General features: G+C 74.6%; 24 protein-coding genes. 9 read left to right on the forward strand and 15 right to left on the reverse strand.

Annotated features, from left to right (window positions below):
* Positions 1–21: 21 nt before the first annotated feature.
* From GA0070613_RS07830 to GA0070613_RS07855, 6 genes are all read right to left on the reverse strand, one after another.
* A complete protein-coding gene (locus tag GA0070613_RS07830; protein WP_089011686.1) occupies positions 22–2,142 on the reverse strand; it encodes a bifunctional polysaccharide deacetylase/glycosyltransferase family 2 protein in 2,121 nt (706 codons plus the stop codon).
* 2 nt (positions 2,143–2,144) lie between these two features.
* Positions 2,145–2,567 carry a hypothetical protein gene (locus GA0070613_RS07835; protein WP_089011687.1) on the reverse strand — a complete coding sequence of 141 codons (423 nt, stop codon included), beginning with the start codon at positions 2,565–2,567 and terminating at the stop codon, positions 2,145–2,147.
* 110 nt (positions 2,568–2,677) lie between these two features.
* Positions 2,678–4,201 carry an FtsX-like permease family protein gene (locus GA0070613_RS07840; RefSeq protein WP_089011688.1) on the reverse strand — a complete coding sequence of 508 codons (1,524 nt, stop codon included), beginning with the start codon at positions 4,199–4,201 and terminating at the stop codon, positions 2,678–2,680.
* Complete coding sequence (locus GA0070613_RS07845) at positions 4,198–4,899, reverse strand: ABC transporter ATP-binding protein (protein WP_089011689.1); 702 nt, start codon at positions 4,897–4,899, stop codon at positions 4,198–4,200. The genes GA0070613_RS07840 and GA0070613_RS07845 overlap by 4 nt, the downstream gene beginning before the upstream one ends.
* The gene (locus GA0070613_RS07850; protein WP_089011690.1) at positions 4,896–5,432 is read right to left on the reverse strand and encodes a PadR family transcriptional regulator; all 537 of its coding nucleotides are present in this window, start codon (positions 5,430–5,432) and stop codon (positions 4,896–4,898) included. The genes GA0070613_RS07845 and GA0070613_RS07850 overlap by 4 nt, the downstream gene beginning before the upstream one ends.
* A 46-nt stretch (positions 5,433–5,478) precedes the next feature.
* Positions 5,479–6,045, reverse strand: a complete 567-nt coding sequence (locus GA0070613_RS07855; protein WP_089011691.1) for a TIGR03086 family metal-binding protein — start codon at positions 6,043–6,045, stop codon at positions 5,479–5,481.
* A gap of 31 nt (positions 6,046–6,076) precedes the next feature.
* Between GA0070613_RS07855 and GA0070613_RS07860 the strand changes: the two genes are divergently transcribed.
* Positions 6,077–6,871, forward strand: coding sequence for a helix-turn-helix domain-containing protein (locus GA0070613_RS07860; protein WP_089011692.1), 795 nt, complete (start codon positions 6,077–6,079; stop codon positions 6,869–6,871).
* A gap of 9 nt (positions 6,872–6,880) precedes the next feature.
* Here GA0070613_RS07860 and GA0070613_RS07865 read toward each other — a convergent pair whose 3' ends face one another.
* From GA0070613_RS07865 to GA0070613_RS07890, 6 genes are read right to left on the reverse strand one after another with little or no spacing between them, the layout of a single operon-like run.
* Positions 6,881–8,419 (reverse strand): SpoIIE family protein phosphatase, encoded by a 1,539-nt coding sequence (locus tag GA0070613_RS07865; protein ID WP_089011693.1) that lies wholly within the window; start codon positions 8,417–8,419, stop codon positions 6,881–6,883.
* A gap of 2 nt (positions 8,420–8,421) precedes the next feature.
* The gene (locus GA0070613_RS07870) at positions 8,422–9,777 is read right to left on the reverse strand and encodes a sensor histidine kinase (protein WP_089011694.1); all 1,356 of its coding nucleotides are present in this window, start codon (positions 9,775–9,777) and stop codon (positions 8,422–8,424) included.
* Positions 9,774–10,787 carry a SpoIIE family protein phosphatase gene (locus GA0070613_RS07875; protein ID WP_089015815.1) on the reverse strand — a complete coding sequence of 338 codons (1,014 nt, stop codon included), beginning with the start codon at positions 10,785–10,787 and terminating at the stop codon, positions 9,774–9,776. The genes GA0070613_RS07870 and GA0070613_RS07875 overlap by 4 nt, the downstream gene beginning before the upstream one ends.
* On the reverse strand, positions 10,784–11,203 hold the full coding sequence (locus GA0070613_RS07880; RefSeq protein WP_089011695.1) for an ATP-binding protein: 420 nt from the start codon (positions 11,201–11,203) through the stop codon (positions 10,784–10,786). Before GA0070613_RS07880 ends, GA0070613_RS07875 begins: the two co-directional genes overlap by 4 nt.
* Entirely contained in the window at positions 11,200–11,610 is a 411-nt protein-coding gene (locus GA0070613_RS07885; RefSeq protein ID WP_089011696.1) for an STAS domain-containing protein, read from the reverse strand. The genes GA0070613_RS07880 and GA0070613_RS07885 overlap by 4 nt, the downstream gene beginning before the upstream one ends.
* Positions 11,610–12,470 carry an STAS domain-containing protein gene (locus tag GA0070613_RS07890; RefSeq protein ID WP_089011697.1) on the reverse strand — a complete coding sequence of 287 codons (861 nt, stop codon included), beginning with the start codon at positions 12,468–12,470 and terminating at the stop codon, positions 11,610–11,612. Before GA0070613_RS07890 ends, GA0070613_RS07885 begins: the two co-directional genes overlap by 1 nt.
* A gap of 150 nt (positions 12,471–12,620) precedes the next feature.
* Between GA0070613_RS07890 and GA0070613_RS07895 the strand changes: the two genes are divergently transcribed.
* The gene (locus GA0070613_RS07895; RefSeq protein ID WP_088959356.1) at positions 12,621–12,977 is read left to right on the forward strand and encodes an STAS domain-containing protein; all 357 of its coding nucleotides are present in this window, start codon (positions 12,621–12,623) and stop codon (positions 12,975–12,977) included.
* Between the two features lie 10 nt (positions 12,978–12,987).
* Here GA0070613_RS07895 and GA0070613_RS07900 read toward each other — a convergent pair whose 3' ends face one another.
* Entirely contained in the window at positions 12,988–14,325 is a 1,338-nt protein-coding gene (locus GA0070613_RS07900; protein WP_231929706.1) for an MFS transporter, read from the reverse strand.
* A 49-nt stretch (positions 14,326–14,374) separates the two neighbouring features.
* On the opposite strand from GA0070613_RS07900, the gene GA0070613_RS07905 reads away from it, so the two are divergent.
* The 5 genes from GA0070613_RS07905 to GA0070613_RS07925 all read left to right on the forward strand — a co-directional run bounded on the left by GA0070613_RS07905 (position 14,375) and on the right by GA0070613_RS07925 (position 16,736).
* The gene (locus tag GA0070613_RS07905) at positions 14,375–15,055 is read left to right on the forward strand and encodes a FadR/GntR family transcriptional regulator (protein WP_089011698.1); all 681 of its coding nucleotides are present in this window, start codon (positions 14,375–14,377) and stop codon (positions 15,053–15,055) included.
* Positions 15,056–15,094: 39 nt separating this feature from the next.
* A complete protein-coding gene (mscL, locus tag GA0070613_RS07910; protein ID WP_089011699.1) occupies positions 15,095–15,568 on the forward strand; it encodes a large conductance mechanosensitive channel protein MscL in 474 nt (157 codons plus the stop codon).
* An 80-nt stretch (positions 15,569–15,648) separates the two neighbouring features.
* Positions 15,649–15,897 carry a hypothetical protein gene (locus tag GA0070613_RS07915; RefSeq protein WP_089011700.1) on the forward strand — a complete coding sequence of 83 codons (249 nt, stop codon included), beginning with the start codon at positions 15,649–15,651 and terminating at the stop codon, positions 15,895–15,897.
* A 29-nt stretch (positions 15,898–15,926) separates the two neighbouring features.
* Positions 15,927–16,301 carry a hypothetical protein gene (locus tag GA0070613_RS07920; RefSeq protein WP_089011701.1) on the forward strand — a complete coding sequence of 125 codons (375 nt, stop codon included), beginning with the start codon at positions 15,927–15,929 and terminating at the stop codon, positions 16,299–16,301.
* Positions 16,302–16,460: 159 nt separating this feature from the next.
* On the forward strand, positions 16,461–16,736 hold the full coding sequence (locus tag GA0070613_RS07925) for a hypothetical protein (protein ID WP_089011702.1): 276 nt from the start codon (positions 16,461–16,463) through the stop codon (positions 16,734–16,736).
* On the opposite strand, the gene GA0070613_RS07930 is transcribed toward GA0070613_RS07925, so the two are convergent.
* Positions 16,726–17,964: a benzoate/H(+) symporter BenE family transporter gene (locus GA0070613_RS07930; protein WP_089011703.1), complete on the reverse strand. Its 1,239-nt coding sequence runs from the start codon at positions 17,962–17,964 to the stop codon at positions 16,726–16,728. The genes GA0070613_RS07925 and GA0070613_RS07930 overlap by 11 nt on opposite strands.
* Before the next feature lie 105 nt (positions 17,965–18,069).
* Between GA0070613_RS07930 and GA0070613_RS07935 the strand changes: the two genes are divergently transcribed.
* Positions 18,070–18,570: a helix-turn-helix domain-containing protein gene (locus GA0070613_RS07935; protein WP_231929707.1), complete on the forward strand. Its 501-nt coding sequence runs from the start codon at positions 18,070–18,072 to the stop codon at positions 18,568–18,570.
* Positions 18,571–18,574: 4 nt separating this feature from the next.
* On the opposite strand, the gene GA0070613_RS07940 is transcribed toward GA0070613_RS07935, so the two are convergent.
* Positions 18,575–19,597, reverse strand: coding sequence for a helix-turn-helix domain-containing protein (locus GA0070613_RS07940; protein ID WP_089011705.1), 1,023 nt, complete (start codon positions 19,595–19,597; stop codon positions 18,575–18,577).
* Positions 19,598–19,660: 63 nt separating this feature from the next.
* On the opposite strand from GA0070613_RS07940, the gene GA0070613_RS07945 reads away from it, so the two are divergent.
* Positions 19,661–20,380 (forward strand): PP2C family protein-serine/threonine phosphatase, encoded by a 720-nt coding sequence (locus tag GA0070613_RS07945; protein WP_089011706.1) that lies wholly within the window; start codon positions 19,661–19,663, stop codon positions 20,378–20,380.
* The last annotated feature ends 9 nt before the right edge of the window (positions 20,381–20,389 follow it).

The raw sequence follows: 20,389 nt of genomic DNA on the forward strand, positions 1-20,389 counted from the left end.
GGCGCCGGGCCGCCCGCGACGTCAGCGGGTGGTGGGACCCGAGCCGACCAGCGCGGCGGCCTCACCGGTGCGCACCATCCGCTGCCAGCGCAGCCGGTTGCCGACCACCGCGGTGACCACCGACTGCACCACCACCAGGTACATCACCTGCCGGTAGACGAGCTGCTGGAACGGCAGCGTCCACAGTGGGCCGAGCCGCTCCCGGTCCAGGCGCAGCGCGTACGCGGCGGTGAAGGCCTGCAGCAGGAGCAGTCCCGCCCAGGCCAGGAGCAGCGCCGACCAGGGCAGGAAGAGCAGCCCGTAGAGGGCGAAGACGTCGACCGCCGGGGCGGCCAGCGGCAGCAGGACCTGGAACACGGTCAGGTACGGCAGGCCCCGCCGCCCCAGTCCGCCGCCGGCGCCCGGCTCGCTCAGCGCGTGCCGGTGCTTCCACATCGCCTGCAGCGTCCCGTAGCACCAGCGGTAGCGCTGCCGCCAGAGCTGGCGCAGCGACGAGGGCGCCTCGGTCCAGGCGATCGCGCCCTCCTCGTACGTCACCCGCCAGCCGGCCCGGAGCACCTGCATCGTCAGGTCGGTGTCCTCGGCGAGGGTGTCGGCGGGGACACCGCCGACGGCGAGCAGCACCTCCCGGCGGAAGGCGCCGATCGCGCCGGGGATGGTCGGCATGCACTCCAGCACGTCGTACATCCGGCGGTCGAGGTTGAAGCCGATCACGTACTCCAGGTGCTGCCATCGGCCGAGCAGCCGGCGCCGGTTGGCCACCTTGGTGTTGCCGGAGATCGCGCCGACGGTGGGGTCGGCGAAGCCCTGCACCAGCTGGTGGACGGTGTCCGGCTGGAAGACGGTGTCCCCGTCGACCAGCACCAGCAGGTCGGCCCGCGCGGCCCGGATGCCGGTGTTCAGCGCCGCCGGCTTGCCGGCGTTGGCCTGCCGGATCACCCGCACCCCGCGCAGCCGCATCCGCTCGACGATCTCCGCGGTGCCGTCGCTGGAGCCGTCGTCCACCACGATCACCTCCAGTGCCGGGTACGCGCTGGCGACCAGCGACCGCACGGTGGCGGCGATGTTCGCCGCCTCGTTGTACGCCGGCACGATGACCGAGACCGGGGCGTTCACCTCGGGCCGGCGGTGCCGCGGCCGGCGGACCCGGCGGACGTGCAGCTGGGCGCAGAACACCTGCACCGCCAGCCGGGCGACGCCGAGCACCAGCGCGACGCCGAGCAGCAGGTTCATCGCCCCGGCCAGCCAGCCGGCGCCGCCCTGCGCCCAGCGCAGCGCGGTGCCGCTGAGCCGGGCGCCCGCGCCGGCCGGCACCATCGAGTCCGGCGCGCCGATCCCCGCGGAGACGGTGGTGAACCGGTAGCCCTCGCGGGTCAGCCGGGGCAGCAGCTGGTCGAGGGCGGCCACGGTCTGGCTGCGGTCGCCGCCGCCGTCGTGCATCAGCACCACCGCCCCGGCCCCGCTCTGCGGGCTGGCGGCCCGGACGATGGCGGGTACGCCGGGCCGCTGCCAGTCCCTGGTGTCCCGGTCGGTGAGCACGCCCACGTGGCCGCTGCCGGCGGCGTCCCGCAGGGCCTGGTACTGGGGCCCGGTGAGCGAGTCGGTGGTCGACGAGAACGGCGGCCGGAGCAGGGTCACCTCGCGACCGGTGGCCCCGGCGACCGCGCTACGGGTCCAGGCGAGTTCGAACCGGGCCCGCCAGCGCGGCACCGCGGCCAGGTCGGCGTGGGTGAAGGTGTGCGAGCCGAGCTCGTGCCCCTCGGCGAGGATCCGCCGGACCAGCTCCGGGTGCTCGTCGACCCGCGCGCCGACCACGAAGAACGTGGCGTGGGCGTGATTCCGGCGCAGCACGTCGAGCACCTGCGGCGTCCAGCGCGGGTCCGGCCCGTCGTCGAAGGTGAGCGCGATGGTGCGCGCGGGCATCCGCCGGGTGACCGGTGTCGGCCCGTCCAGCCGCAGCACCGGCCCGCCGTCTGATGCCTGCCGGGGGGCCGGCGAGGCGTAGGCGTCCGACGGGCCGGAGCCGCCGCCGACGTTGGTGACCAGCCCGTTGAAGCTCAGCGCCGCGAGCAGGACGACCAGACCGAGCAGCAGCAGCAGCCAGTGCGCCCGAGGATCGGACCGGGCCACGTGTCTCGCCATCGTCAGGGCTTGCCGGGGGTCCGGCTGGGCTTGGCGGTGCGCCGCTCGGCGCCCTGGCCCGGCGGGGTGCTGGTGGACTGCCGGGGTGCCGGGGCGGTGGTCCTGGTGCCGACGGTCGCAGCGCCCGTGGTCGGCGCGGGCGCCGGCGCGGAGGTGCTGGTCACCGGCGCCGGGCGCGGGCTGGGGCTGTGCTCCTGACGCCCCTCGCCGGGCGCGTCCACCCCGGCCTCGATCGGCGGCTGCTGCTTCGTCTCCGACCAGCCGGGCACCGACACCGAGGAGTCGAAGAAGAGGCCGGCGAGGATCAGCCCGAGGCTGGTCAGCAGGCCGAGGCCCATCGCCGCGCCGGCGATGACGGTGAGCCGGCGACGCCGTCCGGTCCGGTCGACGAAGACCGGCGGCGCGCCGACGGGCTGGTTCTGCATGCTGGTGATCTCCCGATGTTCCGCGTTCCGCCGGCTGGTCCGGCCCGGCCTCGAGGACCCGCCGGCGGGCCTTCGCAGGCAACAGCGTGGCCGCGGGCGGCGGCGTCACATCAGGTCGTCCGCAACTCCTCCACCGCCGTGCTGGACCGCAGGAAGAGCAGGCCGACACCGACGGTCGCCAGCACCGCGGCCAGGGCGCCGACCCCGAGCCAGGCCAGCTGCTCCACCGGTACGTCCGGAACCACGGTCACCTTCGGAACCCACTCGGTCCGGACGTACTGGGCGCGCGTCGCCTGGTCGGTGCAGAGCTGCTCACCGGCGGAACAGACCTCCTTGGAGTAGCCCCCGCCGCTCGGCGGGCGGAGAGCGCCCCGTACGAGCAGGAAACCGACGGTGACCGCGACGACGATCGCGGGTACCGCCGGCGCGAGGGACTGCCAGACGAGGGACCGCCCGAGCGTGCCACGCGGCACCCCGGTCGCCACCAGCGCCGCGTACGACCGCCGCCGGGCGATGATCCCCTCCGCCAGGGCGACCAGCAACCCGCCCGCCGCGATCGTCATCGCCACCGCGACCGCGAGGTCCACCAGATCCATCGTGCCCAGGTAGAAGTCGTCCGGAGCGGCCATCCCGCCCCCGGTCCGCCGCCCCAGTTCCATCGTCGCCCGGAAGTCGGCGCGGAACCCGGCGGCGCCCGCCCCGAAGATGAGCGCGGCGAGGAGCGCGGCGAAGGTCCGGCTGCCCGCCCACGGGTCGGCCATCAGCCGGCTCGCGGCCAGCAGCGCGGCGGGTCGCCGGGCGTACCGGTGCAGCAGCCGGCCAGCGGTGTGGGAGATCCAGCCGGTGCCGGTGACCACGCCGATCATGGCGACCAGTCCGCCGCCGACCAGCAGCGTCGGCAGCAGCCAGATCGGCGGGTCGCTGTGTCGCCGCTCGTACCAGAGCAGCACCGGCCGGAAGGCCGCGAAGGCGGCCAGGCCCAGGATGATCAGCAGGCCGGGCCAGGGCCAGGGGGCCCGGATCCGCACCCTCCGCACCAGCCCGAACGGGGTGGTGGTCACCCGGCGGAGCATCAGCGCGGTGGCCAGCGCGGCGACCACGGGCAGCCCGAGCACCACGGCCGCCATGGACACCGTCGACGGGTACACGTCGGTGGGCAGCGGCAGCCGGCCGCGCCCGTCCGGCCGGTGCAGCAGCTCGTGGCCGTTGAGGTAGAGGGCCAGGCCGGTCAGTGTGCCGAGCAGGCTCGCCACCCCGGTCTCCACCACGGCGACCCGGGTGACCTGCCCGGGGGTGGCCCCGGCCAGTCGGAGCGCGGCCAGTCGGCGGTCGCGGGCCGGGGCGCCGAGCCGGGCACACTGCCCGGCCAGGGCCAGCACCGGGACGGTGAGCAGCAGCAGCGCGAAGGCGGTGCCGCCGCGCAGCCCCGGCTCGACCAGGAGCTGGTTGGCGTACTGCTCGGACCAGCGGTTGCCGTTACCGTCGGTGGCCGGTGGCGTCGGGATGGCCAGCACGGTCAGCGCGGCCAGCCCGGCTAGGACGGCCAGGGCGGCGCTCAACGCGGTCAGCGCCACCCGGGCGGTGTCGGTGCGGGTGCCGGCCAGGGCGAGGCGGAGCAGGGTGGCCGGCCTCACCGCTGGCCGCCCGCGCGCGGCGTGTCCAGCCCCAGGCCGGTGTGGTCGACCAGGCCGTCCCGGAGCATCACCTCCCGGTCGGCGTACGCGGCGATCCGCGGCTCGTGGGTGACCAGCACGACGGTGGTGCGCTGCTCACGGGCGAGCCGGACCAGCCGGGTGAGCACCTGCTCGCCGGCGAGCGTGTCCAGCGCGCCGGTCGGCTCGTCCGCGAAGAGCATCCGGGGCTCGGTGACCAACGCCCGGGCGGTGGCGCAGCGCTGCTGCTGGCCGCCGGACATCTCGCCCGGCCGGACGTCGGCCACCTCGGCCACCCCGAGCCGTTCCAGCCAGGTCAGCGCCGCCGTCCGCGCCTCTCGCCGCCCCGTGCCGGCGAGAAGCAGCGGAAGGGCGACGTTCTCCGCCGCGGTCAGCTCGGCGACGAGCTGACCGAACTGGAAGAGCACCCCGAACTCGGTGCGGCGCAGCCGGGACCGGGCCGCCTCGGACCAGGTGTCGATCCGCGCGCCGCGCCAGGTGACCTCGCCCGCGTCGGGGCGGAGGATGCCGGCGAGGCAGTGCAGCAGGGTGGACTTGCCGCAGCCGCTCGGCCCGGTCACCGCCACGATCTCCCCCTCGGCCACGTCGAGGGTGACCCCGCCCAGCGCGGGCGTCCTGCCGTACGCCTTGACCACGCCGCGAGCTTCCAGGTGTGTCACGAGTGCACCTCCCGGTGCCAGTCGGCGACCCGGTCCAGGGTGGTGTGCAGCCACCGCAGGTCGGCGTCGAGGTGGGCGATGGCGAAGTCGGCCGCGACGACGTCGTCCAGGGTGGCCGAGGGGGCGGTCTTGACCGCGGTCAGCTCGCGCAGCCGCCCGGTGTGCGCCCGGCGCTGGGCGGTCAGGTACGCCCGGGCCCGGTCGACGTCGGCGGCCAGGAGCGCGACGACCACCTTGGCGAAGAGCGTGCTGGCCACGTACGGCACGGGTGGCTCGACGGTGCTGAGCCAGTGCTCCAGCGCGGCCCGTCCCTCGTCGGTGAGCGCGTACGCGGTGCGGTCCGGACCGCCGTCGCGCTCCTGCCCAGCGGGCACCACCAGCCCGTCCCGCTGGAGCCGGGCGAGGGTGGCGTAGACCTGCCCGAAGGCGAGCGGCCGGGCCCGGGGCAGCCGCGCGTCGTGGGCCCGCTTCAGCTCGTACCCGTGCCGCGGCCCACCCGCCAGCAACCCGAGCAGGACGTGCTGAGTGGACACCCCGCCACTATTCACTCAGCGAATAGCCCCGTCAACCCCCCTCGGCTCAGGGACGCCAGGCGGCGTTGCGGCCGGTGCGGCCGAGGAGACGGTCCAGGTCGGTGGCGTCGGGGGTGGTGGGGACTGGTTCGGCGAAGGCGCCCATCCGCTGGCCGGTGTCGCCCATCCGGTCCATGAAGCCGTGCATCGCGGCGAGGACCTCCGGCTCGGCGTCCAGGCGCTGGCCGGTGGCCCGGGCCAGGTCCCAGGCGTGCACCGTCAGGTCGGTCAGGGCCATCTCGCCGACCGTCTCCTGCGGCAGGCCCATGCCGGGCGAGACGCCCTCCAACGTCGCCGGGTCGGCCCAGGCCCCGACCAGGCGGGCGGCCTCCGCCGCGAACCGGTCCCGCCAGCCCTCGGTCAGGTGGTCGGTCTTCGCCGACCAGTCGACCTCCCGTTTCCGCGCGAGCGCCTGGAAGTTGACCACCACGTCGTACAGGTGGTTGAGCAGGTCGCGCACCGTGTAGTCGGGGCACGGGGTGGGCCGGGAGAGCTGGTCGTCGGAGATGCCCTGGACCACCGCCACCGTCCGAGGTGCCGCGACGGCCAGCAGCTCACTAGTCTTCGTGCTCATAGGGCCAGCGTATGAAGGTGGTCTTGAAGAAATGCGACAGCGACCGCGGCGGGACAGCCGGGGGATCCTCGATCCCGACCGGCTGCTGCGGCAGGTCCGCTTCCGCCGCCGGCTGCCCGCCCCGGCGCTGCGCCCCTACGTCGAGCACTACTGGCTCATCGACTGGGAGCTGACCGGGCCACTCGAGCAGCGGGTGGTGCCGCACCCGGCGGTCAACGTGGTGTTCCACGGCCAGGAGGGCGGCCCGGAGACGGCCGAGGTGGCCGGCCCCGGAAACGAAATCTTCGCCATCACGCTGCACGACGTCGGCCGGGCCAGTGGGGTCCAGTTCCGGCCGGGCGGCTTCCGGCCCTTCTGGCGGCGTCCCGTCGCGGAGCTGACCGGCCGGCGCCGGCCGCTCGCCGCCGTCGGCCTCCCCACCGTCGGCCCGGTCTGCCCCGGCACCGACGACGACCGGTGCGGGCAGCTGGACGCCCTGCTCACCGGCTGGGCGCCCGGGCCCGACCCGCTGGCCGCCGAGGCGACCGCGCTGGTCGAGGAGATCCGGGCCGACCGGGGCATCCTGCGGGTGGACGAGTTCGCGCGGCGGCACGGCGTCTCCACCCGACGGCTCCAGCGGCTCTTCCTCGACCAGGTCGGTGTCGGTCCGAAGTGGGTGATCCGGCGGTACCGGCTCCAGGAGGCGATCGAGCAGGCCGCCGGCGGGCCGCTCGACTGGGCGGGGCTCGCCACCGATCTCGGCTACTGCGACCAGGCCCACCTGGTCCGTGAGTTCACCGCGGTCACCGGGGTCTCCCCCGCCGCGTACGCCCGCTCGCTGCGCTGACGGCGACCGTCACCGGCGGCGGACGGCGACCACGGCGACGTCGTCGTGGATCTGCGGCGGGGCCAGCTCGACCAGCAGCCGCTGGCAGAACTGGTCCAGGTCGTCGTCCACCCGGACGGCGACCGCGGCCAGCGCTGCCATCCCCTCGTCGATGGTGGCGTCCCGCCGCTCGATCAGGCCGTCGGTGTAGAGGACCAGCGTCGCGCCGGCCGGCAGCACGAACTCCAGGTCCGGCGGGCGGGGCGCGCGGACCCCGAGCAGCGGGGCGGGCTGATCGACGAACTCCACCCGGCCGTCCACGCTGACCAGCGCCGGCAGGTGCCCCGCGCTGGCCAGCCGGATCAGGCCGCTCCCCGGGTGCAGCAGCAGCAGGCAGATGGTGGCCAGCTCGTTCGGCAGCAGGGTACGCATCAGCTCGTTGACCCGGTCCAGGATCACCCCAGGCTGGTGTCCCTCCACCGCGTACGCCCGCACCGCGTGCCGCAGCTCGGCCATCACGGTCGCGGCGTGCAGCGAGTGGCCGGCGACGTCGCCGATCGCCACCAGCAGGTGCCCGTCGAGCATCACCAGCTCGTAGAAGTCGCCGCCCACCTCGGTCTGGGCGCTGGCCGGCTCGTACCGGACGGCCAGGTCCAGGCCGGCGACCTCGGGCAGCCGGCGGGGCAGCAGGCTGCGCTGGAGGGTGACCGCGATCCGGTGCTCCTCGTCGAAGGAGCGCTGCGCCTCGACCGCCGAGGCGACCGCCTGGGCGAGCTGCACCAGCACCGGCGTCCGTACGGTCTGGGTCGCGGTCGGCACCGCCACGTAGAGCGGGGCCCGGTCCTCGCGCAGCTTGGCGGCGGCCACGGTCACCGTGTCGCCGGCCGGCCAGTCGATCCGCTCCCACGCGGCGGGCTCGTCGACGCGGACGGTGGTGCCGATCGGCACCCCGATGTCGTCGACCACCCACGGGACGACCTGCGGCTCGGCGTCCGGCCCGGCCACCACGCCCGCCAGGCATTCGCCGTCGAAGGTCTCCGCGACCACGGCCGCCGGGCTCTTGAAGATCTGCGCCGCGCCGGCCGCCGCCGCCGCCAGCAGCCCGACGAAGTTCGAGGCGGCGTGCATCTGCACCGTGGCGCCGGCGAGCGCGGCCAGCCGCTCGGCGAGCAGCTCGGCCCGCTGCCGCGCCTGGTAGTAGCGGAGCACCGCGTGCGCGGTGGCGACCAGTTCCTCCGGCTCGATCGGCTCGGCCAGGTAGGCGTCGGCGCCCCGGGTCAGCCCGTGCGCCCGGTCCACCACGTCGACCGCGTGCGCGGAGACGTGGATGACCGGGGTGGCCGGGCGGCGCTCCTTGATCCGTTCGCAGACCTCGTAGCCGCTCAGGTCCGGCAGCCGGACGTCGAGCACCACCAGGTCCACCCGGTCGGTCTCCATCCGGGCCAGCGCCTCGGCGCCGGTCTCCGCCTCGATCGTCTCGAACCCGGCCCGGGTCAGCCAGCTGACCAGCAGGTAGCGCTTGGCACGACTGTCGTCGACCACCAGCACGGTCGTCGCGCCGCCGTCCACCGTCACGCTCCGCCAGTGGGCAGGGTGACCGTGAAGGTGCTGCCCCGGCCCGGCTCGCTGGACAGCTCCAACGTCCCGCCGAGCAGCATCACCAGCCGGCGCGCGTACGGCAGCCCGAGGCCGGTGCCACCGACCCGGGTCGCCCCGGGCACCTGGTAGAACTCCTCGAAGATCCGCTCGTGCAGCGCCGGCGGGATGCCGACGCCGGTGTCCGAGACCGACAGCGACCAGCGGTCGTCCCGCCGCTCCGCGCGCAGCCGCACCTCGCCCCGCTCGGTGAACTTCAGCCCGTTGTGCAGCAGGTTCCGCAGCACCTGGGCGAGCAGCACCTCGTCGGAGCGGACGGTGGCCGGAAGCGGCGGCTCCTCCACCACCAGCTCGACCTCAGGGCGGGTGGCCAGCGCCCGCAGGGTGCCCCGGAGCTGCCCGTAGAGCGCCCGCAGGTCCACCTCGGCCCAGTCCGGCTCGATCCGGCCGGACTCGGCCTTGGCCAGGTCCAGCAGCTCGTTGACCAGGCCGAGCAGGTCCCCCGCCGAGGAGCGGATCAGCTCGACCTGCCGGCCCTGCTCGGCGGTGAGCGGGTCGGAGGCGGAGTCGCCGAGCAGCCGGGACAGCCCGATGATCGCGGTGACCGGGGCGCGCAGCTCGTGGCTGACGTTGGCCAGGAACCGGCTCTTCGACTCGCTGGCCGCGCGCAGCTGGGCGGACTTCTCGTCCAGCTCGGCGTACAGGGCCACCACCCCGCGGTTGGTCTCCTCCAGCTCCTCGGTGAGCTGGTTGTAGAGCGCCATCACGCCCCGGTTGGTCTCCTGGAGCTCGGAGTTGAGGACCTCCAGCTCGTCGCGCTGGCTGCGGACCTCGTCCAGCGCGGCGATCAGCTGCTCGTTCTGCGCGGCCAGCTCGTCCAGCGCGGTGCCCGGAGCGGTGCTGCCCAGCTCCGCGCGGAGCTCGGCCAGCCGTTCCGGGGTCAGCGCCGGCGCGTTGGCCGGCACACGTCGGGACATCCTCACGACCGTATCCCCCTCGGCCGCCACGACGCCCAGCATGTCCACCAGCCGCGCCACCGCGCCGGACTGCGGCTGGTAGCTGCCGTCCGGCAGCGGGCGCACCGGGGCGAGATCCGCGTACAGCACGGGCCGCCCGGCGACGACGTCGAAACCGACCGAGAAGGCGACGTCCGCCCCGCCGGCGGTCAGCAGCAGATCCCGGGCGACCTCGCTGAGCGCGGTGGCGATCCGGACCTGGTCCTGGTGTTCCAGGCCGACCGCCGCGGCGACCTCCCGACCGCGCTGCCGGAGGACGAAGATGTCCTGTTCGACCCGGAGCGCCATCTGGAGCAGCGGGGGCGCGCCGGTCATGACCAACCCCGGGCGACCAGGACGGAGGCGTCGTCGCGGCGGGTGCCGACGTCCCGGAGCAGGGTGGCGGCCGTCACCAGGGGCGACCGCCCGGTCAGGCCGGGGTAGTCGGCGAGGTCCCAGCGGTCGACAACGCCGTCGCTGTGCATGACCAGCGTCGCGCCGGCGCCGAACGGGTACTCGTACTCCCGCACCCGGGGACGCTGGTGGCCGGCGATGCCGGGCAGCGAGACCAGGCTTCGGCGCCGCTCGCCCTCCACCACGATCATGGCTGCGATGTTGCCCAGCCCGGCGTACCGAAGCAAGCCCGCGGCCGGATGCAGCTCGGCCACCGCAAGCGCGGCCCCCCGGGTGTACGCGATGGCTTGGTGCAGGTGCTGCACCACGGTGGCCGGCGAAGCGGCCGGCGCGGTCCGGAACGCGGCGAGCGCCGCCTCCGTGGCGGCCGCCGCCAGCGGCCCGTGCCCGAGGCCGTCGCAGACCAGCACCTGGCGTCGTCCCTCGGCGATCCGGACGCCGTACCCGTCGCCGCTGACCTGCTCGCCGGTGATCGGCCGGACCAGCCCGCCCGCCCAGGACGGCTCGGGGGCCGGCCCGGACCAGACCTGCACGGCGAGGACGGTGCCCCGGCCCGGCTGCGAGTAGCCGTCGTACCAGGTCGCCTGCCGGGCGATCGCGCCCAGCCCGATGCCCAGCGTGCCGGTGGTGGAGTGCCCGTCCCGCGAGGAGACGGTCAGGTCGGCCATGCCCGGCCCGGAGTCGATGGCCACCAGCTCCACCCCGGCCCGCCCGGCCCGGCGCACCGGGCGGAGCAGCAGCACCCCCTCCTGGGCGTGCTTCACCAGGTTGCTGGTCAGCTCGGCGGCGACGATGGCCAGGTCGGCGACGCGGCGCTCGCCCAGGTCCAGCTGGGCGCCGAGGCGCTCGGCGGCCCGGCGTACGCCGCTGCCCGCGCCACTGCCCTCCACCCGGAACCAGAGACCGTGGTCGGTGACCACGTTCCCGTTCATCGGGACCACTTGGTGACGGTGATCCGGGTGCCCTCGCCGACGGCGGTGACGATGTCGAAGTCGTCCACCAGGCGGCGGGCCCCGCTCAGCCCGAGGCCCAGGCCGCCGCCGGTGGTGTAGCCGTCGGTCAGGGCCAGGTCGAGGTCCGGGATCCCCGGACCGGAGTCGGCGAAGACGACCCGCACCCCGCGGCGGCGGCCGTCGTCGACGCTTGCCACGTCGACGGTGCCGCCCCCGCCGTAGATCAGGGTGTTGCGGGCCAGCTCGCTGGCGGCGGTGACCAGCTTGGTCTGGTCGACCAGCGAGAGCTTGGCGGCTACCGCGACCGTACGCACCAGCTGCCGCACCCGCACGACGTCGTCGTCGCTGCGGATCGCCTGGGTCTGCGGCACGCCCAGGTCGACACCGGCGGTCATGTCGTGGCCGTCGTCTCGGTGTCCTCGTCAACGTCGTCCATGACCCACTCGTCGGCGCGGGCCGTCGCGATCAGCTCCATGCCGCGCTCGACGTTCAGCGCGGTCCGGATGCCGTTGAGCGACAGACCCAGCTCGACCAGGGTGATGGCCACGGCGGGACGCATCCCGACCACCACCGTCTCGGCGTCCAGCACCTTGGAGATGGACGCGATGGTGGAGAGCATCCGGCCGACGAACGAGTCGACGATGTCGAGCGCCGTGATGTCGATGATCACGCCGTGGCAGCCGGTGGCGACGATCCGCTCGGCCAGGTCCTCCTGGAGCATCACGGCCGTCTGGTCGGACATGTCGACCTGGATGGAGACCAGCAGGATGTCACCGATCTTGAGGACCGGCACCCGGTCCATCAGGACTCCCGGCGCTGATGGCGGCGCGCGTTGTCCACGCCGCTCAGCCGCAGCACGTGGCGCAGGGCGTCGGCGAGGCTCGCCTTGGTGGCGATGTCGCCGAACTCGATGCCGAGGGCGACGATCGTCTGGGCGATCTGCGGCCGGATGCCGGAGATGATGCAGTCGGCGCCCATCAACCGGGCGGCCACCACGGTCTTGAGGATGTGCTGGGCGACCTGGGTGTCGACCGCCGGGACACCGGTGATGTCGATGATCGCGTACGGCGAGCCGGTGTCGACCAGGGTCTGGAGCAGCCGCTCCATCACCACCTGGGCGCGGGCCGAGTCGAGCGTGCCGACCAGTGGGACGGCGACCACGCCCTCCCAGATCTTGACCACCGGGGTGGAGAGTTCGAGCAGCTGCTCGGCCTGGTCGGCGATCAGGCTCTCCCGGGTACGGACGAAGCTCTCGAAGGTGAAGAGCCCCATCTGGTCGAGCAGGGCGGAGAACGCCACGAAGTCGCGGAGGGTGCCCGCGTCCTTGTCCTCCTCCATCAGCTCGAGCAGGACGTCCTTGAGCGCGAAGACGCTGATCGCCGTCTCGGTGGCGGTGAAGCCCTGCCGGGCCCGGCCCCGGGACAGCTCCGCGAGCACGGCGCGCAGCTCGCCGCCCTGCTCGGACTCCAGGTCGGTGAGGCCGTTCTCGGCGGCGTCGATCATGCTACGGTGCAGCTCCCGCACCTGGCGGCCGAGCTCGGCCTGGCTGAGGCGGCCGCGCAGCGACATGCCGACCGCTTCCGTCCAGCGCTGGTTCAGCCGCTCTTCGTTTGCAGTGAGCAGACGGGCGAGCCGGCCACTTTCCTCGGCGCTCAACGCCATTCTGACCTCCCTGGACTGGTGAACCGGCCGGACTCTACCCCGACTACTTGCCGCGCGGCAAAGAATGATCGCCGGCACCCTTGACGGCTCCCGTTCTGCGTGTCCCCCGGTTCGTGGGATACCGTTCCATCGAACACAGGAGGTCGACGAATGTCCCTGACGGTGCACACGGAACAGCGCGGCGACGTGGTCGTCGTGTCGGTCGCGGGCGAGCTGGACATGGCGACGGCACCGCAGCTGCAGGACCAGATCACCGATCTGCTGGACAAGGGACGCAGCCGCCTCGTCTTCGACCTGGCGGACGTGTCGTTCTGCGACTCCACCGGGCTGTCGGTGTTCGTCCGCGCCAAGAACAGCTGCGACGAGGCCGGCGGCGTGGTCCGGCTGGCCGCCCCGCAGCGCGGGGTGCTGCGCATCCTCGAGGTCAGCGGCCTGGTCGAGGTGCTGCACACGTACCCGACGGTGGAGCAGGCCGTCGCGGGCGATCCCACTCCGGCCTCCTCCTGACCCACGCCTCTCAGCGCTCGTCCTCGATGTAGCGCGGACGGGCGATCACCATGCCCGCGGTCGTCTGCACGACGAGCGCCACCAGCAGGAATCCGATCGGCGCGGTCCAGCCCCCGGTGGCCTCGTAGAGGATGCCGACCAGCAGCGGGCCGAGCGCGGCGATCACGTACCCGGTGCTCTGCGCGAACGCCGACAGCGCGACCGTGCCCTCGGCGGTGCGGGCACGCAGCCCGATGGTGGTGAGGATCATCGGGAAGGCGCCCTGACCGAGGGCGAGCAGCAGCACCCAGAGCGGCGCCAGGCCGTGCGGCGCGAGCGCCAGGCCGAGGTAGGACGCGGTGGAGAAGACGGTCAGCGAGAGCACCAGCGGCCGTAGCGTGCGCAGCCGGCCGGCCAGGGTCGGCATCGCCAGCGCCACCGGCACGCCGAGCGCGGTCACCCCGGCGAGCAGCAGCCCGGCGGTCTCGGGGGCGTAGCCGGCGTCCCGGAAGAGCTGAGCCAGCCAGCCCATGATCGCGTAGCCGCTGAGCGACTGCGCCCCAAAGTAGACCGCCATCGCCCAGCCCAGCCGGGTCCGCCCGGGCCGGATCCGGGTCGGGGTGGCGACGGCCGCCGTCGGGGTCGCCGCCCGCCGGGCGGCGCGGGCTCGCAGCGCCAGCGGCACCCACGGGAGTACGGCCACCGCGGCCAGCCCGGCCCAGACGCCCAACCCGGCCCGCCAGGAGCCGAAGGCGTGCGCGACCGGCACGGCGGACGCGGCGGCCACCGTCGTGCCGATGGTCAACGACATCGTGTACGCCCCGGTGACCAGCCCCGTGCGGTGCGGGAAGTGCTGCTTGACCAGCATCGGCAGCAGGATGTTCGCCACCGCGATGCCGGCCAGCGCCAGCGCGCTGGTGAGCACGAAGACCGCGGCGGAGTCGGTCGCGACCCGGAGCACCTGCCCGACGGTGAGCGCGAGCATGGCCACGACCAGGACCCGGGCCGGCGGGTACCGGCGGACCAGCCACGGGGTGAGCGCGCCGAGGCCGGCGAAGGCGATCGTGGGCAGGGTGGTGACGAGGCCGGCCATCGCGCCGGAGAGGGCCAGACCGCCGCGTACCTCGTCGAGCAGGGCCCCGAGGCTGGTCACCGCGGCGCGCAGGTTGAGCGCGACCAGCAGCATGCCAACCAGCACCAGCGCGCCCCCGGTGGCCGGTGACGGCGTCCGGGCGGGTACGGCGGCCGACGCCGGGCCGGGCGTCACGTCGGCGGTGGGCGTCGCCCCGGCGAGGAGCGGCTCCGCGACGGGGGCGGTGGCGGTTCCGTCTGCTGCGACGGCCTCGGCGGAGGCGGATGGCGGGGTCATGACCTCGAACCTACAATCATGGGATGAATTTCGGCAGCAGGTGTAACCGGTGACACCGTCGGTCGATTCCGTCGTGGTCCCGCCGCGCGGTCAGCGGGTGCGGGAGACCATCGCGCAGCTCCGGGAGCGCATCCTCGGCGGCGAGTGGCCGGTGGGCGGCCGGATCCCGACCGAGCCGCAGCTGGTCGCCGCGCTCGGGGTGGGACGGAACACCGTGCGGGAGGCCGTCCGCGCCCTGGTCCACGCCGGGGTGCTGGAGTGCCGTCAGGGCTCCGGGACGTACGTGGTGTCGACCGACGAACTGGCCCCGGTGGTGGCCCGCCGGCTCACCGACCGGATGGCCGAGGTGGTCGAGGTGCGGCGCGCCTTCGAGGTGGAGGCGGCCCGGCTCGCCGCGCTGCGGCGTACCCCGGACGACCTGGCGGCGCTCGACGCCGCGCTCGCCGTGCGGGAGGCCGCATGGCGCTCCGGCCGGGTGGACGACTTCGTCGAGGCGGACGCCGCGCTGCACACCGCGGTGGTCGCCGCCGCCCACAACGGCATGCTCGCCGAGCTGTACGCCTCGGTCGGCGCCGCGCTGCGCAGCACCGTCGCCCAGGCCATGGGCGGCGCGCTGGAGCCCGAGCGGTACGTCGACCACGGTCGACTGGTGGCCGCCATCCGGGACGGCGATCCGGCGCGCGCGGCGATCGAGGCCGGTGCTTTTCTGGAGCCGCCGCCGGGGGCATAGGTTGTCCGGGACGCAGAATCGGACAGCACAGGAGTACGGATGCTCAAGGGCTTCAAAGACTTCATCATGCGCGGCAACGTCGTCGACCTGGCGGTCGGTGTCGTCATCGGCGCCGCGTTCACCGGCGTGGTCACCCAGCTCACCAAGTCGTTCCTGGATCCGCTGATCCGGGTCTTCGTGCTGCTGATCACCGGCAGCGACAAGGGCCTGGCCGGCACCGCTCCGACCTTCCGGGGCATCGCGTTCGACTGGGTGGCCTTCGTCAACGCCGTGATCACCTTCCTGCTCACCGCGGCGGCGCTCTACTTCCTGGTCGTCTACCCGATGAACCGGCTGGCCGAGCGCCGGCGGCGCGGCGAGGAGCCGCCGCCGAAGGCGCCCAGCGAGGAGGTCAAGCTGCTCACCGATATCCGCGACGCCCTGGTCGCCGCCGGTCACGCCACCCCCGGCCAGCAGCGCGGGGCGCTGGACGACGTGCTGGGCCGACGGAACGGGCCGCCGGTCGGCCGCTGACGTAGCACATGCACACCGGCCCCTGTGGGATTCCCGCAGGGGCCGTCCCATGTCGTACACCTGTTCGATAGAGTCCCGCCATGGAACAGCGCAGGCACTGGTGGAACGGGAAGTGGGGACGGCTGGCCCGGCGGGACGTCTTCCTCCGGGTGGACGGGGACCGCTGGCACGTCGAGCAGCGGGCCGGCGGCGCCGAGGGGGTCTCCCAGTTCTACGAGTACGCCAGCGCCGAGGAGGCCGAGGAGACGGTCCGGGCGCTGCTGGAGGGGCCGGACGGCTGGCGCGAGCTCTCCCCCCGCCCGCCGAGCGGCTGGACCCCGTCCGTTTAGCGCAGGGGCGGCCCGGGAACCGCGCCTGAATGAACCAGCAGGGTACGCAGCAGCAGGCCACCATCTCCCGGGTCACCACCGGCATGCGGGTGGTCGACTCGAACGGCGTCGAGGTCGGCACGGTGGATCTCGTCCAACGCGGCGACCCGAACGCGGTGACCGTCCAGGCGCCCACCGCCGATCCCGGCAGCAGCCTGGACGAGCTGATCGAGGCGACCGCGGTCGAGGAACCGGACGTGCCGGCCGACCTGGCCGCCCGACTGTTGCACAGCGGCTACCTGAAGGTCTCCACCGAGCTGGCCCGGACGGGCGCGGTCTACGTGCTCGCCGACCGGATCGCCACCGTCGCCGACGACCAGGTGCGCCTCGACGTCCCCGCCGCCGACCTACCCGAGGAGGAGTAGGTCCGGGGGTTTCGGCGAGCTGGTGATGTCCCCACCGCACGGACACCGCCAGTTCGCCGGTCTGGTGACGGTCCTGAACCCGCTCGCCGACGGCAACGGCAACCCGCTGACGTCGGCCTTGACGGGCCTCCGGTCCGCGCGCGCTCTAGTGTGGACCGGATGTGGATGGTGATCGGAGAGCAGCGCGGCACGCCGGCGGACCGGGACGAGCGAACGGCCCAGTTCACCCACATGGCCGAGGTGACCCGCCAGAGTCCCGGCTTCGTCCGGGGCTGCTGGGGCGCGGACGACGACGACCGGGAGCTCAGCCACGCCCTGGTCGTCCTCGACACGCTGGAGCACGCCCGGGCGCTGCGCCGGATGGTCGAGGAGAACGTCAGCGGGGTACGCCTGCGGATCATGGAGATCAACGTCGAAGCGGACGTCACAGCCTGACCGGGGACGTCGACCGGGCCTCGACCTCCTGCTCCGCCAGCCCGGCGTCTGCCGCCGGGTCCGATCCGCTGACTGCCGTTCGGCGGCGGAACAGCAGCAGCATCAGCCAGCCGGCGAGCAGCCCCCAGAACGCGCCGCCCACGCCCAGCAGGCTGACCCCGGAGGCGGTCACCACGAAGGTCACCACGGCCGCCTCCCGCGTCTCCGGTTCGGTGACGGCCGCGGCGACCGCGCCGGCCAGCGCGCCGAGCAGCGCGAGCCCGGCCACCGCCTCGACCAGGATGGGCGGCGAGAGCAGCACCAGGGCGGTGGCCACGCCGGCCCCCAGGCCGAGCAGCGCCATGCCGATCCCGGCGGTGACCGAGGCGATCCAGCGGCGGTCGGGATCCGGATGGGCGTCCGGGCCGGCGGCCAGCGCGGCGGTGATCGCGGCCAGGTTCACCGCGTGCCCGCCGGCCGGCGCGCCGAGCGCGCTGGCCAGCCCGGTCACCCGGAGGGCGGAGCCGAGCGGCGCCCGGTAGCCGTAGCCGGCGAGCACCGCCATCCCGGGGACGTTCTGCGCGGCCATGGTGACCAGGAAGAGCGGCAGCGCCAGCCCGATGATCGCCGACACCGTCCAGGCCGGCGTGGTCAGCGCGACGGTGGGCGCCAGGTGCAACCGGCCGGGCCCGGCGGCGGGAGCGGTGAGCGCGATGGCCATCGCCGCGATCGCCAGCGCGGCCGGCACCGCCCCGCGGCGGGCGAACCGGTGCAGCACGAGCCAGGTGAGCACCACCGGACCGGCCAGCCGGGGCACCTCCACCAGCGCCCGCACCGGCGCGGTGCAGAGCGGCAGGAGCACCCCCGCGAGCATCGCGCTGGCGATCGGGCCCGGGATCGCGGCCACCGCCCGGCCGAGCGCGGGGATCAGCCCGGCCGCCGCGATCAGCAGGCCGGCGACCAGGAACGCGCCGACCGCCGCCGGCCAGCCGCCGGGCACCGGGCCGGTGGCGACCAGCAGCGCCGCGCCCGGGGTGGACCAGGCGACGGCCATCGGCAGTCGGTGCCGCAGCCCGAGCCAGACCGCGCAGAGGCCGGCCGCCACGCAGAGCACCAGCAGCCCGGAGGCGGCCTGCGCGTCGTCGGCGCCGACCGCCCGCAGCCCGGCGAGGACCACGGTGAACGAGCTGGCGAAGCCGACCAGGGCCGTCACGACGCCGGCCAGCACCGGTTGCGATCGACCGCCCATGCGCCCCCCTCACGGCCGTTCCGTTTACGGAACAGCGGCGTGTAGCACCATAGCGGCATGGCGTCGCCCCCACCAGCTCGTGATCCGGCACCCGGAGCGGTCGGCTTGCGGGTCCGTGCGCTGCGCGAGGAACGCGGAATCTCGCTGTCCACCCTGGCCCGGCTGGCCGGGGTCGGGAAGGCCACCCTCTCCGGCCTGGAGAACGGCACCCGCAACCCGACCCTGGAGACCCTGTACGCGGTCACCGCGCAGCTCGGCGTGCCGCTCACCGCCGTCCTCTCCGGGCCGGCCGAGACGCCGACCGTACGCGGCGCGGCGGTGAGCGCCACCCTGCTGGAGGTCTTCTCCGACACCGACGCGACCTACGAGCTGTACCGGATGCGGGTCAGTCCCGGCCCGACGCAGCTCTCCCCCGCGCACCAGTCCGGGGTCACCGAGCACGTCACCGTCTTCTCCGGCGTGCTGCGCGCCGGGCCGGTGGACGCCCCGCTGACCGCCGGCCCGGGCGGATTCCTGCGCTGGACCTCCGACGTGCCGCACAGCTACACCGCGGTCGGCGACGAGCAGGTACGGGCCAGCCTGCTGCTGCGTTACCCGAAACGCTGACCGGTCAGCGGGGCGGCGCGCCCACCGGCAGCCGATGCCGTACCGCCCAGAGCGCCGCCTCCGTCCGCGACGCCGAGCCGGTCTTGCGGAGCAGGTTCGACACGTGCACGGTGACCGTCCGCACCGAGATGCCGAGCGCCCGGGCGGCCTGCTTGTTGGACATCCCGGCGACCAGGCAGCCGAGCACCTCGATCTCCCGGCCGGTCAGCTCGGCGTCCGGCGGCGTCGCCGGCCGGGGCACCAGGTGCTCCGGCAGCGGCTCGTGGACCAGGCCGTCCGGCCCGGGCCCGGCGTGCGCGGCGAGCAGCTCGGTCAGCACGTACGGGTTGCCGCCGGTACGCCGCCAGACCGCCATCACCACCGCCTCCGCGGGGCGGCTCCCGTCGTACACCTGGGCCAGCACCTCGGCCACCTCGGCGGCGGTGAGGGGCGCGAGATGCTGGCGCACCGCGCCGCGTACCCCGCGGAGGCGGGCCAGCGCGCGGGCCGTGAGATCCGGCGCCAACGCGTCGGCCAGCGGGCGGCTCGCCACCACCAGCAGGGCCGGCAGCTCCGGGGCGGCGGCCAGCTCGCCGAGCAGGTTGAGGCTGGCCGGGTCGAGGGCGTGCAGGTCCTCCACCACCAGCACCGCCGGGCCGGCCCCGACCAGCAGCCGGACCGTGCGGACGGCGAGCCGCAGCAGCGTGCCCGGGGCGTAGCGTTCGCGCGGCGCGGTGGGCTGCTGGGCGAGCCAGGCCAGCGCGTCCGCGGGCAGGTCCAGGCCGGTGGTGTCCCGGTCGCTGAGCACGGCCGCCAACCAGTCGTACGGGGCGGGGTCGTGCACCCGCGCGGCACCGGCGAGGACCACCGCCGGCCGCGGGGCGAAGCCCTCCAGGGCGGCCGCGACCAGCAGGCTCTTGCCCACCCCGGCGGCCCCGGTGATCACCGTGACGGTGGGCGCCGGCCGGCGGCCGGAGACCACGGCGGCCCAGGCCCGGTCGAGCTCGGCCAGCTCGCCGGCGCGCCCGACCATGGACACCGGCATCATTTCTCACACCCTACGCAGTAGTGCGTAGAGACGGCGGCAGGGTCTTCTTGGCAAGCTTGACCCATGACGCTCATCCTCCGCTCGGCCATCCTCAACGACGTCGGCCTCGTCCGGACCAACAACGAGGACTCCGCCCTCGCCGGTGACCGCCTGGTGGCGGTGGCCGACGGCATGGGCGGGCTCCCCGCCGGCGAAGTGGCGAGCGAGATCGTCATCCGGATCCTGGACGAGCTGACCCCGCCGAACGTCCCCGACGAGGCCGCCGACGCGCTGCGGGCCGTGGTGAGCACCGCCAACCAGCGGATCCGGGCCGCCATCACGGTGGACCCGACCCGCGACGGCATGGGCACCACGCTGACCGCCGCCCTGCTCGCCGGGGACACCCTGGTCATCGCCCAGGTCGGCGACTCCCGCGGCTATCTGCTGCGGGACGGGGAGCTGACCCAGCTCACCCGGGACGACACCTTCGTCCAAGCGCTGGTCGACCAGGGCGCCCTCTCCCCCGACCAGGCCCGGCACCACCCGCAGCGGTCCCTGGTCACCCGGGCCGTGCAGGGCTCGGACGCGCCCCCGGCGATCGGGGTGCTCACCGTCTTCCCCGGCGACCGACTGCTGCTGTGCAGCGACGGCCTCTCCGACTACGTCGAGGACCCGCCGATCGCCGCGGCGCTCGGCACCTACGGCGACCGCCAGCAGTGCGGCGAGCAGCTGGTCAAGCTCGCCCACCAGGCCGGCGCGCCGGACAACGTCACCGTGGTCGTCTCCGACGTCGCCGCGGCCTGATCGTGCCCC

Source organism: Micromonospora inositola (genome assembly GCF_900090285.1).
In the GTDB taxonomy this organism is placed as follows: domain Bacteria; phylum Actinomycetota; class Actinomycetes; order Mycobacteriales; family Micromonosporaceae; genus Micromonospora; species Micromonospora inositola.

Bases quoted from the DNA above. Each gene is read 5' to 3' on its own strand.
- GA0070613_RS07860 (WP_089011692.1), top strand. From the start codon at position 6,077: ATGCGACAGCGACCGCGGCGGGACAGCCGGGGGATCCTCGATCCCGAC.
- GA0070613_RS07880 (WP_089011695.1), bottom strand. From the start codon at position 11,203: ATGACCGCCGGTGTCGACCTGGGCGTGCCGCAGACCCAGGCGATCCGC.
- GA0070613_RS07940 (WP_089011705.1), bottom strand. From the start codon at position 19,597: ATGATGCCGGTGTCCATGGTCGGGCGCGCCGGCGAGCTGGCCGAGCTC.
- GA0070613_RS07855 (WP_089011691.1), bottom strand. From the start codon at position 6,045: ATGAGCACGAAGACTAGTGAGCTGCTGGCCGTCGCGGCACCTCGGACG.
- GA0070613_RS07895 (WP_088959356.1), top strand. From the start codon at position 12,621: ATGTCCCTGACGGTGCACACGGAACAGCGCGGCGACGTGGTCGTCGTG.
- GA0070613_RS07900 (WP_231929706.1), bottom strand. From the start codon at position 14,325: ATGACCCCGCCATCCGCCTCCGCCGAGGCCGTCGCAGCAGACGGAACC.
- GA0070613_RS07830 (WP_089011686.1), bottom strand. From the start codon at position 2,142: ATGGCGAGACACGTGGCCCGGTCCGATCCTCGGGCGCACTGGCTGCTG.
- GA0070613_RS07875 (WP_089015815.1), bottom strand. From the start codon at position 10,787: ATGAACGGGAACGTGGTCACCGACCACGGTCTCTGGTTCCGGGTGGAG.
- mscL (WP_089011699.1), top strand. From the start codon at position 15,095: ATGCTCAAGGGCTTCAAAGACTTCATCATGCGCGGCAACGTCGTCGAC.
- GA0070613_RS07835 (WP_089011687.1), bottom strand. From the start codon at position 2,567: ATGCAGAACCAGCCCGTCGGCGCGCCGCCGGTCTTCGTCGACCGGACC.
- GA0070613_RS07925 (WP_089011702.1), top strand. From the start codon at position 16,461: ATGTGGATGGTGATCGGAGAGCAGCGCGGCACGCCGGCGGACCGGGAC.
- GA0070613_RS07870 (WP_089011694.1), bottom strand. From the start codon at position 9,777: ATGACCGGCGCGCCCCCGCTGCTCCAGATGGCGCTCCGGGTCGAACAG.
- GA0070613_RS07890 (WP_089011697.1), bottom strand. From the start codon at position 12,470: ATGGCGTTGAGCGCCGAGGAAAGTGGCCGGCTCGCCCGTCTGCTCACT.
- GA0070613_RS07885 (WP_089011696.1), bottom strand. From the start codon at position 11,610: ATGGACCGGGTGCCGGTCCTCAAGATCGGTGACATCCTGCTGGTCTCC.
- GA0070613_RS07920 (WP_089011701.1), top strand. From the start codon at position 15,927: ATGAACCAGCAGGGTACGCAGCAGCAGGCCACCATCTCCCGGGTCACC.
- GA0070613_RS07930 (WP_089011703.1), bottom strand. From the start codon at position 17,964: ATGGGCGGTCGATCGCAACCGGTGCTGGCCGGCGTCGTGACGGCCCTG.
- GA0070613_RS07915 (WP_089011700.1), top strand. From the start codon at position 15,649: ATGGAACAGCGCAGGCACTGGTGGAACGGGAAGTGGGGACGGCTGGCC.
- GA0070613_RS07945 (WP_089011706.1), top strand. From the start codon at position 19,661: ATGACGCTCATCCTCCGCTCGGCCATCCTCAACGACGTCGGCCTCGTC.